Genomic DNA, 12,455 nt, shown 5'->3' on the forward strand with positions numbered 1-12,455 from the left:
TTTTAACAATTAGAATTATTAAAATTATAACTTTAGTATCTTTACAAAAAGACCTTTATGGAAAGCTTTAAAACGATTGCCATATTCAATTACGACCACGAAACGGTTATTCTTAAACATTTATTAGAGCAGGAAGGAATTCCTTATTTTTTTGAAAATGAAATGACACTTTCTGTTGTACCAATGTATTCTGCAGCGCTCGGTGGCATCAAACTCAAAGTTCATCCCAACGATTTCGAACAGGTTCAGGAAATTCTGGACAGTCTTAACAATCCTCTCAAAATCGTTTAAACCAATCTATTTTCCAATTTTAAATATTTTTTTTCTTTTTAAACTTTCAAAGTTGTCAACATATATTAAATACAACAAAAAGAAAAATTTAAATTTAATTAATTTTTGATGGTTATTATAGCGTGTTAATATGTGCAATAATTTTATTTTTAAATGTATTGAAATGAAGTTTTACTTATTTATATAGAGTTATCAACATAGTTATATTTTGTTAAATGATTAATTTATAAGACTTTTTGTATTTTAATTAACAACGGTTCACAACTAAAAACGAATTCATTTTGTAGATAACTTCATAAAGTGAATTTTGTTGAAAATGGCATTTTTGGTATTGATAACTTTTATAAAAATTCATCAAACTTTATTAGGTTATTTCATTCGGATTTTGGATTAGGTTTTTTTTCGACACAACCAAAAAATACTTCTGATTTTCTATCTTGACTTATCAACAAATAATGTTAATTTAAAGTTAACTGAATATCAACGAATTATGATTTTGTATTAACATTCTTAAATTTTAACAAAAAAAATATTTATTATTAATTGATAATCAGTATATTATAGAGATTTAAAAATTGTTGATAACAGATAATGCTTTGATATAAAGTGAGTTATAAATTATGTTTTTTTCTCCACGAATTTCATAAAATATGCCCGAATTATAATTTAATTATTTAGGCGTACTTTTTAAGTTTAAAGAAAAAAATTAGTGCAAATTTGTGAAATTCATGGCTAACTTTTTCCTAATTAGTGTGCAGCTACGATATTCTTTGGCTAAATTTGCAGGACACAACTTAAAAATATTATTTACAATGAAAATTTCGATAGGAAACGATCACGCAGGACCGGAATACAAAAAAGCAATAGTTGCTATGCTGAAAGCAAAAGGACATGAAGTAACCAATTATGGAACAGATTCTGAAGATTCTGTTGATTATCCTGATTTTGGACATCCGGTTGCGAATGATGTTTCTGAAGGAAAAGCCGATTATGGAATTGTAATCTGCGGAAGTGGAAACGGAATTGCAATGACGGTTAATAAACACCCAAAAGTAAGAGCTGGTTTATGTTGGACGAAAGAAATTGCAGTTTTAGTACGCTTACATAATGATGCTAACATTATTAGTATCCCGGCGCGTTTTACCTCAATTCCGCAAGCAGTAGAAATGGTTGAAACTTTTCTGAATACTGAATTTGAAGGCGGAAGACACCAAAACAGAGTGAACAAAATTGCTTGTCAATAAATAAAAATGGGTCATAACCACAGTCATCATCACGGACATTCACACGAAGTAACAGGTAAAAATTTATCAATTTCGATTGTTTTGAATATTGGTATTACTGTTGCACAAATTATTGGCGGATTTATATCGGGAAGTTTATCTTTACTATCTGATGCGCTTCATAATTTTAGTGATGTTATTTCTTTGATTTTAAGTTTTGTGGCACATAAATTGGCAAAGAAAAAACCAAATTCTTCAAGTACATTTGGTTATAAAAGAGCAGAACTTCTTGCCGCATTTATAAATGCGGCAACTTTAATTATAGTAGCCATTTTCTTGATTTATGAAGCAATTGTGAGATTTTCAGCACCAGTCATTATTAGTTCTGATCTGGTTATTTGGTTGTCAGTTTTAGGAATTGCTTTCAATGGTTTTTCGGCTTTAATCATAAAAAAAGATGCAGACCATAACTTAAATATGCGATCTGCTTATTTACATCTTTTTACAGATATGATGGCATCTGCCGCTGTTTTGGCAGGTGGATTTTTAATGAAATATTTCCAGTGGTTTTGGGTTGACAGCGTCATTACATTAGCAATTGCGATTTACCTCATTTTCATGAGTTTCGAATTATTAAAATCTTCAACAAAAATGCTTTTGCTTTTTACACCGAAAGATTTAAATATTGAAGAAATTGCTGAAAAAATTCATAAAATTTCTGGAAATCATCGTTTATACCACATCCACCTTTGGCATTTAAATGATAATGAACTTCACTTTGAAGCACATTTAGATTGTAAAGAGAATATCTCGATTTCAGAATTTAACGTGATTGTTTCAGAAATTGAAGAAGTTTTATTTCATGATTTTCATATTAGTCATTGTACAATTCAACCTGATTTTGGAAAAGATTGTAATAAAGAATATGTTCTTCAGAATGAGTAAATCTCATTTTTCATATTAATTAAATAAGTCCTACTTCTGAAGTATCAAATATTTCAAAAAAATTGGGTGCTACGCACCAAAGAAATAGTAAACCAGCCGGATTTTATAATTCACCCATTTTTATAAAAACGTTAATTCAGTCAATAGACTGACTCAATTTACATTAATTCAGTCAACAGACTGACTCAATTTACATTAATTCAGTATCTTTGTAATGTAATTCTAACTTAAATAGAATGAAAAAGCATTTAAAAAGAGCAATAATACAAGAATTTAAAAAAAAAGTAATTCCAAACAAAGTCTTGATTTTACTAGGAGCAAGGCGTGTTGGAAAAACAGAACTTATCAAAAATTATTTGGAAGAAATTCCAGTCAATAGTTATTTACAACTTAATGGGGAAGATATTAATGATGCTAATTTACTTAAAGAACGTTCTGTTCATAACTATAAACGACTTTTATCAGGCATTGATTTATTAGTAATCGATGAGGCCCAGAATATTGCTGAAATAGGTTTAATTCTTAAATTGGTCGTGGATTCAATTGAAGGAATCAAAATTATTGCCACAGGTTCATCGATGTTTGATTTGAGTAATAAATTAGGTGAACCATTAGTTGGAAGAAAAAACACATTATATTTATTTCCCTTGTCGCAGATTGAATTTTCTGAAAATGAAAATTATAAACAAACACTCGAAAATTTAGAAGAGAGAATGCTTTTTGGCGGTTATCCCGAATTAGTGCAATATGACAGTTGGCAAGATAAAAAAGAGTATCTTTTTGAAATTATCAATTCGTATTTATTAAAAGACATTTTGGTTTTTGAAGGCATCAAACATGCTGATAAAATTTATGATTTACTACGCTTAATAGCTTATCAAATAGGAAAAGAAGTTTCGGTTCAGGAATTGGCTAATCAATTGCAGCTCTCAAAAAATACGGTTGCCAACTATTTAGATTTACTTTCGAAAGTATTTATCCTTTTTAAAGTAGAAGGTTTTAGTCGAAACTTACGCAAAGAGATAGTGAAATCAAACCGATGGTATTTTTATGATAATGGTATTCGAAATGCTATTATCAACAATTTTAATACACTTGATTCAAGAAACGATGTTGGCGATTTATGGGAGAATTATTTAGCTTACGAAAGAATAAAAAAACAGAATTATCAGAAAATAAAAACTAACAATTATTTTTGGCGTACTTATGATCAGCAAGAATTGGATTGGCTGGAAGAAAAAGGAGATAATCTTGAAGGATTTGAATTTAAGTGGAATGAAAATAAAAAGGTAAAAATTCCAACTGCATTTGCAAAAGCTTATCCTGACGCGGTTTTCAATCTTATAAATAAGGCTAATTATTTAGATTTTATCACTTAATTTAAGATAAACTACCATAATCTGAATAAGAAAAATTGCAGAAAATTTCACAATAAAAGAGGATTTACTCGTTTTATGTTTAAAAATCAACATAGCCAATAATAATCCGGCCGAACCGCCAAAAAGAGCAAAAGAGAAAAGCATTTTTTCAGGAATCCTGCGTTTATTTTTGCCTGCCAGATACTTATCATATCCGGCGATGAGAAAAGTAAAACCATTTACAATTAAAAAATATATTAATAAAATTTTCATAGGCTTAAAATTAGAAACAAAGATATTATTTTAGCCAGGTGAATGATCAATTTGCGACTATGGTTTTAAGTGGCAGATTATCTTATTTTATAATTAAGAAATTATTTCATTAAAAGTATGACTAATATTCAATTCATTGCCAAGACTGTCCAAACAGCAGCGATTAACATTCAGAACACGGTAAAATTACTAGAAGAAGATTGTACGATTCCGTTTATTTCCCGTTATCGAAAAGATACTACAGGAAATCTTGACGAGGTTGTAATTGAACAGATTGCCAAACTTCAAAAAGAGTATGAAACGATTGTAAAACGTAAAGAAGCAGTTTTAAAATCTATTGAAGAACAAAAATCGCTTACGCCGGAATTAAAGCAAAAGATTGAACAAAGTTTCGACTTACAGGAAATAGAAGATTTTTATCTGCCTTTTAAAAAGAAGAAAAAAACCAAAGCGGATGTTGCCCGCGAGTTTGGTTTAGAGCCATTGGCCAAAATTATAATGGCGGAAAATGATGTCGATGTCGATTTTATTTCAACACAATATATTAATGATAATGTTATTAATGAAGAAGCCGCAATTCAGGGAGCACGAGATATTATTGCCGAATGGATTAACGAAAATATATATGTTCGTAAACAATTAAGAAGGTTATATCAGCGAAAAGCGACAATCGCAACCAAAGTGGTAAAAACTAAAAAAGACGATGAAAATGCACAAAAATTCAGTCAGTATTTTGATTGGCAGGAACCATTGACAAAAGCACCTTCACATAGATTATTGGCAATGCTTCGTGCCGAAAATGAAGGTTTTGTAAAAATGAAAGTAGAAGTAGATCTTGATGAAGCTTACGATATTATTGACGAAATAATCATTAAAAAACAAAATAGTACCACCGCACATTTGCAATTAGCAATTGAAGACAGTTACAAACGTTTATTGAATCCGGCGATTGGAAATGAAACTTTGCAGGAAGCAAAAGCAAAAGCAGATGCCAATTCGATTCAGGTTTTTGCGAACAATTTAGGACAGTTATTATTAGCGCCGCCTTTGGGTGAAAAAAGAATACTGGCAATCGATCCGGGGTTCAGAAGCGGCTGTAAAGTTGTGTGTCTGGACGAAAAAGGGGATTTATTATACAACGAAACGATTTATCCACATGCGCCTCAAAACGAAGAGGCAATGGCGATAAAAAAAATTCGATCGATGGTAAATGCGTATCAAATTGACGCCATTTCTATCGGAAACGGAACGGCTTCAAGAGAAACAGAATTTTTTATAAAAAAAATCGCGTTCGACAAACCGCTGCAGGTTTTTATCGTTTCGGAGGCAGGAGCTTCTGTATATTCGGCATCAAAAATTGCGAGAGAAGAATTTCCAAATTATGATGTTACGGTTCGTGGTTCGGTTTCTATCGGGCGACGACTTTCTGATCCTTTGGCTGAATTGGTAAAAATCGATCCGAAAGCTATCGGAGTAGGGCAATACCAACACGATGTTGATCAGACTAAACTAAAAGAAGAACTTGATAATACAGTAATTCGTTGTGTAAACTCGGTAGGAATTAATATTAACACGGCGAGTAAACATTTATTAAGTTATGTGAGTGGAATAGGAGAGAAGCTTGCCGAAAACATTGTGCAATACCGCTCAGAAAATGGTCCTTTTGAAGATAGAAAACAGCTGAAAAAAGTCCCTCGTCTGGGTGACAAAGCGTATCAGCAAGGCGCGGCATTTATCAGGATTTCGAATGCAAAAAATCCTCTAGATAATTCGGCTGTGCATCCGGAGGCTTATCCGGTTGTTGAAAAAATGGCTAAAGATTTAAAAGTATCGGTAAACGACTTAATTGCAAACAAAGAGAAAACAGTATTAATTAAGGCCGAAAACTATATTACACCTGAAATTGGTTTATTAACCTTAAAAGATATCATTAAAGAGCTTGAAAAGCCTGGATTGGACCCAAGAAAGTCTGCAAAGGTTTTTGAATTTGATGCAAACGTAAAATCAATCAAAGATGTAAGAACCGGAATGATTTTACCGGGAATTGTGAATAACATTACCAATTTCGGCTGTTTTGTTGATATTGGAATCAAAGAAAGCGGACTGGTTCATATTTCGCAATTGAAAGCGGGCTTTGTGAGCGATGTGAATGAAGTGGTAAAATTACATCAGCATGTTGATGTTAAGGTTACTGAGGTTGATGAAGACAGAAAGAGAATTCAGTTGACGATGATACTTTAAAATTATTATAAAATAAAAAAAATCCCAAATTACAATCGTAGTTTGGGATTTTTTCTGTTTTAAGGTTTTATTTTAAAATTACCTTTTTAGTAATGCTTTTATTATCACTTGTAATTTTTATCAAATATAAACCTGAAGAATGATTTGCTAAATTTATCTCTGTAGTTTCAGAAGTTGTTTTTTGTTCTGAGATAATATTTCCCTGTGGAGAAATTATTGAAATCAGAGATTTTTCCGGTGCAGAAACGGTAAATTTATCATTACTTGGATTTGGATATAAAGTAATAGCCGATTTTTCTAATTCGAAATCGTTGTTAGATAAAGTAGCATTTGGAGGTAAATAAAAATTACCTGTTAAAGCCAATAAATACAAAGTTTTTAAAGTATGATTAAAATAATTGCCCGGTTCGTTTAAGTTTTTTAAATCTGTATACGAAGCATCCAAATGTGCCTGATTACCTCCTCCCATAGCAGCACAGGCAAATGCCCCGACAAAAGGAGCGTTGTGCCATTGTCCGATTAGTGCTCCGTTTTGGTTATAACCATCTTTAATATTAGCAGTACCACCTAAAGTTAGACGCACAAAATCTGATGATTTTTCAGAATACGTTTTCGCAGCTGTAGTACCGTACCATAAATAATCAACTGCAATTCTCCATGGGGTTCTGGCCGCATCATAAGTATATGTTTTACCTTGATTGGCATATCCATTTGCTTCTGATGAATAATTTCCGGAAGCTTCACACCAATCAGATACTAATCCGCCAACGGCATTGTTTTGGGTTAAATTACTGTTGATAACGGTGTAGGCTTTTGACGCAACTGAATTCCAAAAGGAAGTATCGTTGGTAAAAGTTCCAAAAGCGCGGTAATAAGCAGGCGAAAAATAAGAAGGATTTGTTATTTGGCTTCCACCGAAGGCATCCCCTGGCTTGAGTACAAAAGTATTAGCTTCAACTTCATGAGTTTTAATAGCAGTAATTAATGTTTGGGCATCACTTTTATAATTAATTGTACCGGCACTTGCCCATTGATAATCGGCAACAATTAATGCAAAAGCGGCGTCTAATTCGGCATCAGTAGCACCGTTCGCACCGTCAGTTCCTGAACAGCCATTAATTCTCCAATTCATTACCCTATTGCCGTTTACATTGTCTTTGTAATATAGCCATAGTCCGTCAAAAAGAGTTTTATCAGCCATATAGGCAGATAGTAACATTCCGTAACCAATTCCTTCAGAAAAAGTTTGTGAAGAAGGATTAGTACCATTTTTTACGCGGTAACGACCATTGTTACAAGTTTCTACAAAATTGGTTTTCCAGGTTGTGTAGCTATCAGTAACATCCTGACTGTTTTTTGAAGCTGCCATTAAACCATTTACATAGGTTTTATTTGCAGGAAAGGGCTGGGTTTGCGAATAACTTTTAAAACAAAGAATAAAAGCTGCAGCTAAAAATAGGTTTTTCATATTTATATAAATTTAGGGAAGTGTAAAAGTAAGATTTTTTATATAATATAAAAGCCCAAAACTGTAATTACAATTTTGGGCTTTAAAAACGCTATAAATTAGCTTATTTTTTTATTATTAATTTTTGAGTTTTTATTTTATTGTTACTATTATTTTTAATAAAATATGTGCCGTCGGACAGATTTTCTAAATTTAAAACAGTAACTATATTTTCATCTAAATTAAATGATTTCAAAGTCTTTCCTAATATGTCTGCAATAATGTAATTTCCTTTATATGGAGTAACAATATTTACCATTCCTTTACTAGGATTTGGGTAAATTTTAAATTCGTTTTGTTTGAATTCATTAACTGCAAGATTGCTTACAATGACACAACTGGAAGTTACTGTACAATCACCCATTGTTATCTCAACTTTATAATCACCATTCGCTAAAGCTGTATAAGATTGGTTTGTTTCATTTGTCAATAATGTATTCGGACACTGATACCATTGGTATGTTGCTCCCGACTGATTGGCGGTTAATAAACCAGAATTTACTGTTACAGTTGCATTAATAGCTGATGAATTACTTATTGTTAAATTCAACGTTTTGGTATCACACCCAACAACATTAGTATAAGTTCCGGATGTTGTATAGGTCGTACTATTTTCTGACCAGAAATAACTATCGCAAGCAGAAACTGTTTGAGAAGAAGACGTTGAAGGAGTTCCGGTAACAGTTTTGACCAACAGTCTGTCACTTGCACAATAGGCTGCTTCACAAGCTACGCAATAGGTAGTATTGTTTACTGTAGGTGTTGCTGTTACTGAATTACCTGTAGCAAAACTGGTACCTCCAGATAATGCTGTGTACCAGGTAGCCGTTGTATTTAACGGACAAGTGGCATTTAAACTTACAGTAGCAGTTCCTAAACAAGGAATATTTTCAGTAGTATTTGTAAATGTTGCATTTACAGGTTTAATCGAAGTGGTTGTAATATTAGAATTTACAGTTGTAAAATTAGAACCGTTTACAGTTGCCTGATTTGTTACAGCACATGTACTGGCAGGCAATGTATTAGCAGCATTGATTGTTGCACTAAATGTTATAATTGTACTTTTTCCTGCCGGTAAAGTAAATGGTCCAACAGAAATTGTTTCTCCGGATGTTGCTTTTGCAGTATTTTTTGCAGTTGAAGCATTGTTTTCAGTGATATTTTGAGTTTGGGTTATTGGAGCTGATTCTTCTTCAATTTTAGGAGTAGTTACAAATTTTGAGGCCGAAGCATTGTCTGGAACCAAAGCAGTTCCGGATATTATTGTTCCTCCGCCTACTTCATCAATAGCCGTTCTAGGTCCGGTATTATTAGCATTCCAAAAAGTGGTAAGTGCTGCAGTTCTGTCGCCTGTTCCATTTGTATATGCAGTTGTTCCTTGTAAAATAACCTGACTATTTGTTCCTAAAGAAAGAACATCGAAAGTTCCTGCCGCCAAACCGGTAACAGGGCTGTTAGTTGTATTGCCTCCTATATTGGCCGCACTTATTAAAGGACTTGCCGAAACATTCCCAACTGCAATTACGCTAACGTGTGCATACGCATTCGTCACTAAATTAATTGTATTATTTTTTATAGTAGCATCCATTCGGGCAGTACCTGTTGCGTTATTATCATTAGCTTCAGAAACAATACCGTAGTTGGTGATGTTAGTAATAGTATTATTTAATATTTCTGTAATATGTTTAGCATTTCCGTAAGCAGCAACTGAAATACCATTACACGAAGACCCAATTCCTCCACCATCAATAGTGTTATTATTGATTCGGCCTTTCATAGTTCCGGTACCCTGATTACCAATGTTACAGGTGAAACTACCATTAAAACTTGATTTTAAGGTATTGTTTATTACATTATAGTTTACGGTTGATGTTCCTGTTGATTGCAATGACAAACCATTGCTTCCTGGACTTGAGACGGCAGCATTTATAATGTTTCCATCTGCTACCAGATTTCCTCCTACCTGTACGTTGTTTGTTGAACTGCCACCAAAATTTAATGTTAAACCATATTCTTTAGCATTAGAAAAATCATTTCCTTTTAAGGTTAACGTATTATTTGATGATCCGTAACCCTGAAAAATAAAATTATTCCCACCGTTTGCCTTGTTAAAAGAATTTTTAAACTGACATCCGGTTACGGTCAAATTCAATGTTGGATTTGTTGACAGAATACCATTATAGGCAAAAAAACCGCGTCCCCATGAATCGTTAACATTTGTATCCGTTATAGAACAGGTTCCGCCAAGATTTAATGCATATATACCACCGACTTCTGAATTAGCAGTACTGCTTCCACAACCAGTTAAAGTACTGTTTTTAAGTGAAAAAGTAGTTACATTATTTATGTTTATACCAGTTGCATTGTTAGTACCCGTAATCGAAATATTATCTAATGTAACTCCTGTAACAGTTTTTAAATGAATAGCACCATTACATAAAGAATTATCGGCAGCTGGTGTAGAACAAACGCCTGTTGAGGTATTGGCATTTGTAAAAGTCATGTTTTTAAGTGTAACATTTGTACAGGAAATAAATTCGGCACCTCTGTTTGCTATATTTTGAATTGTACCTCCTGATCCGGCAGTTGTTCCAGTACCAATAACCTGAAAACTTCCGGTAGCATTAGCTACAGATATTCCTTTAGAAGCTCCATTTGCTGAAATACTTTTAAAAATACAATCTAATGCACCTCCGGCCCCAATATTTACAGCAACAGCAGTTCCTCCGGTAATAGTTACATCCCTTACTTTTAAAGTACCAACACTTGTACCGGCCATAGTTGCAGTAGTTCCGGTAAGCGTTATCCCTTCAACATCATTATTTAATTTAAGGTTTAAAACTGCAAAAGTAGGATTTGCACCACCAGTTGATGGCAGAGTATTACTATAAGTTGGCACAGTAATACCTAAAAGAGATATCAGACTTGTTGTAGCTCCCTGGCCAATTACTTTTTGATTGTTAGATAATGTTAATGACGTACCACTGGCACCACTATAAATAAAAATAGGATTTGAACCTGTACCGGTAACATTGTCGACTGTTTTGAAAGGGCTTGATAAAGTACCATTTCCGTTTGCAGACACTGTGCTATTTACAAAAAAGATTGGTGCAGATACAATAATGCTTACTGTTGCGGTATCAGTTTTTCCGTTAGTGCTTGTTAAGGTATAAGTAAAGCTGTCAGTACCTGAATAACCTGCATTTGAATTGTAGGTAAAAGAACCATCTGAAGCCAAAGATAATGTCCCGTTAGTGGGGCTCGCCAAGACAGCTACCGTTAAGGAAGTTGCATCAGGGCTAACATCATTTGTTAGAACTCCTCCGGCCGCATTTACCGTAATTCCAACATTTCCAATACAGTTATATGAATCATTTACTGCAATGGGAGTTACTTTAAGTGAACCAGGAACAAATGTTAAATTACTGTCTAAAATATCCTGAAAAGTTGTTCCCGCAGCATCATCAATTCCACTATTATTAATTGTAACCGTAAAATCAAGTTGTGAGCCAGGTACAGCATTACCTCCACCGTTTATAGCTACTGCATTAGTTACAGAAATAGTCGCTGCTGCAGCATTAACACTTGTTTTTTTTGTAGTATGAAACGATTTGCTTTCACTTTTAGCTATCTTTTTTTCAGACCTTTTTTCAGATTCCGTTAACTGTTTTACTAATGGGGTAACAAAATTTTCTTTAATAAGACCACTGTATGTCATTCCGAATGTTAGGAATCCCAGTAGTATTATAGTAATTAAGAGTTTGTTTTTTTTCATTTTTTTCAATTTAATGAGTTAGCATAATTAAGAAAAGACAGCTTCATATTTCATTCCCACATCATCAAAACCTAATGGAGAGAGAAATAATTGTAAATCACCTTTTTCAGGATGTACAACTATAAAAATACCCTGTTCGTAATATTCATTTTTTTGTTCTGTGCGAAAAACTATTGAAAAAGGATTTCTTTCTAAAGGAGAATAATTATTCAGTTTTGTTAGTTCGATTAATTCTGCTTCAAGTTGTACTTCATCCGAAATACGAATTGTAAAAACATTATTAATTAATGTGTCAAAATCGTTTAAAGTAAGTAAAGCTATATCCATACATTATTTTTTAAAATCATTTAGGGCTCCATTCCATTAAATGGTAAACACCATTTGTTTCGCTTATTTTGATGAATCCCAATCTTTTATATAAATTCATAGCTGGATTAAAACTTTCTACATGAATACTGACTTTCATTTTGCATTCAGAGGCTTTTTTAATAATTTCATTCAAAATAGAACTTCCGATATCTTTTTTTCGCCAATCAGGCAATAAAGTAATGTCAATAATTCTGAAACCTTTTTTTTCAAAAAAGTAATCAATATACAATCTTCCAATTATAGCATTCTCTTTTTCAATTATATAAAATTTAGCATCAATATAATTTTTTTGATAATATTCATGCTGAGCAGTAAATTGATGCTCTATAAAAAATTGCTTTTGTTCTTCGTTCCAATCAGTTCCTTTTTCCAGTTCTTCAGTACGTGTACTTCCGTAAATTTTACATAAAACAGGTAAATCACTTTCCTGTATTTCACGAAGACTAATATCTTTTATATGTAATTCCAATATA

The 12,455-nt window shown here is 32.7% G+C and carries 10 protein-coding genes; 5 read left to right on the plus strand and 5 right to left on the minus strand.

Annotation, left to right across the window (positions count from 1 at the left end):
* The first annotated feature begins 57 nt into the window (after window positions 1-57).
* The 4 genes from PMI10_RS12360 to PMI10_RS12375 all read left to right on the plus strand — a co-directional run bounded on the left by PMI10_RS12360 (window position 58) and on the right by PMI10_RS12375 (window position 3,838).
* Complete coding sequence (locus PMI10_RS12360) at window positions 58-291, plus strand: putative signal transducing protein (RefSeq protein ID WP_007808348.1); 234 nt, start codon at window positions 58-60, stop codon at window positions 289-291.
* Window positions 292-1,103: 812 nt separating this feature from the next.
* Entirely contained in the window at window positions 1,104-1,535 is a 432-nt protein-coding gene (gene rpiB / locus PMI10_RS12365) for a ribose 5-phosphate isomerase B (RefSeq protein WP_035631816.1), read from the plus strand.
* A 6-nt stretch (window positions 1,536-1,541) separates the two neighbouring features.
* Window positions 1,542-2,459, plus strand: a complete 918-nt coding sequence (locus tag PMI10_RS12370; protein WP_007808354.1) for a cation diffusion facilitator family transporter — start codon at window positions 1,542-1,544, stop codon at window positions 2,457-2,459.
* 236 nt (window positions 2,460-2,695) lie between these two features.
* Complete coding sequence (locus PMI10_RS12375) at window positions 2,696-3,838, plus strand: ATP-binding protein (RefSeq protein WP_007808356.1); 1,143 nt, start codon at window positions 2,696-2,698, stop codon at window positions 3,836-3,838.
* Here PMI10_RS12375 and PMI10_RS12380 read toward each other — a convergent pair.
* Complete coding sequence (locus PMI10_RS12380) at window positions 3,821-4,090, minus strand: DUF1294 domain-containing protein (RefSeq protein WP_007808358.1); 270 nt, start codon at window positions 4,088-4,090, stop codon at window positions 3,821-3,823. The genes PMI10_RS12375 and PMI10_RS12380 overlap by 18 nt on opposite strands.
* A gap of 117 nt (window positions 4,091-4,207) precedes the next feature.
* Here PMI10_RS12380 and PMI10_RS12385 point away from each other — a divergent pair, with 117 nt between their 5' ends.
* Window positions 4,208-6,331, plus strand: coding sequence for a Tex family protein (locus PMI10_RS12385; RefSeq protein ID WP_007808360.1), 2,124 nt, complete (start codon window positions 4,208-4,210; stop codon window positions 6,329-6,331).
* Between the two features lie 67 nt (window positions 6,332-6,398).
* On the opposite strand, the gene PMI10_RS12390 is transcribed toward PMI10_RS12385, so the two are convergent.
* The 4 genes from PMI10_RS12390 to PMI10_RS12405 form a co-directional block, all read right to left on the minus strand.
* The gene (locus PMI10_RS12390) at window positions 6,399-7,799 is read right to left on the minus strand and encodes a glycosyl hydrolase family 8 (RefSeq protein WP_007808362.1); all 1,401 of its coding nucleotides are present in this window, start codon (window positions 7,797-7,799) and stop codon (window positions 6,399-6,401) included.
* Window positions 7,800-7,902: 103 nt separating this feature from the next.
* Window positions 7,903-11,613, minus strand: a complete 3,711-nt coding sequence (locus PMI10_RS12395) for a beta strand repeat-containing protein (RefSeq protein WP_007808364.1) — start codon at window positions 11,611-11,613, stop codon at window positions 7,903-7,905.
* A gap of 27 nt (window positions 11,614-11,640) precedes the next feature.
* Entirely contained in the window at window positions 11,641-11,940 is a 300-nt protein-coding gene (locus PMI10_RS12400) for a DUF6916 family protein (protein WP_007808366.1), read from the minus strand.
* Window positions 11,941-11,956: 16 nt separating this feature from the next.
* Window positions 11,957-12,451 carry a GNAT family N-acetyltransferase gene (locus PMI10_RS12405; RefSeq protein WP_007808369.1) on the minus strand — a complete coding sequence of 165 codons (495 nt, stop codon included), beginning with the start codon at window positions 12,449-12,451 and terminating at the stop codon, window positions 11,957-11,959.
* Between the last annotated feature and the right edge of the window lie 4 nt (window positions 12,452-12,455).

Origin of the sequence: Flavobacterium sp. CF136 (genome assembly GCF_000282055.1) — a bacterium.
Lineage (GTDB): Bacteria > Bacteroidota > Bacteroidia > Flavobacteriales > Flavobacteriaceae > Flavobacterium.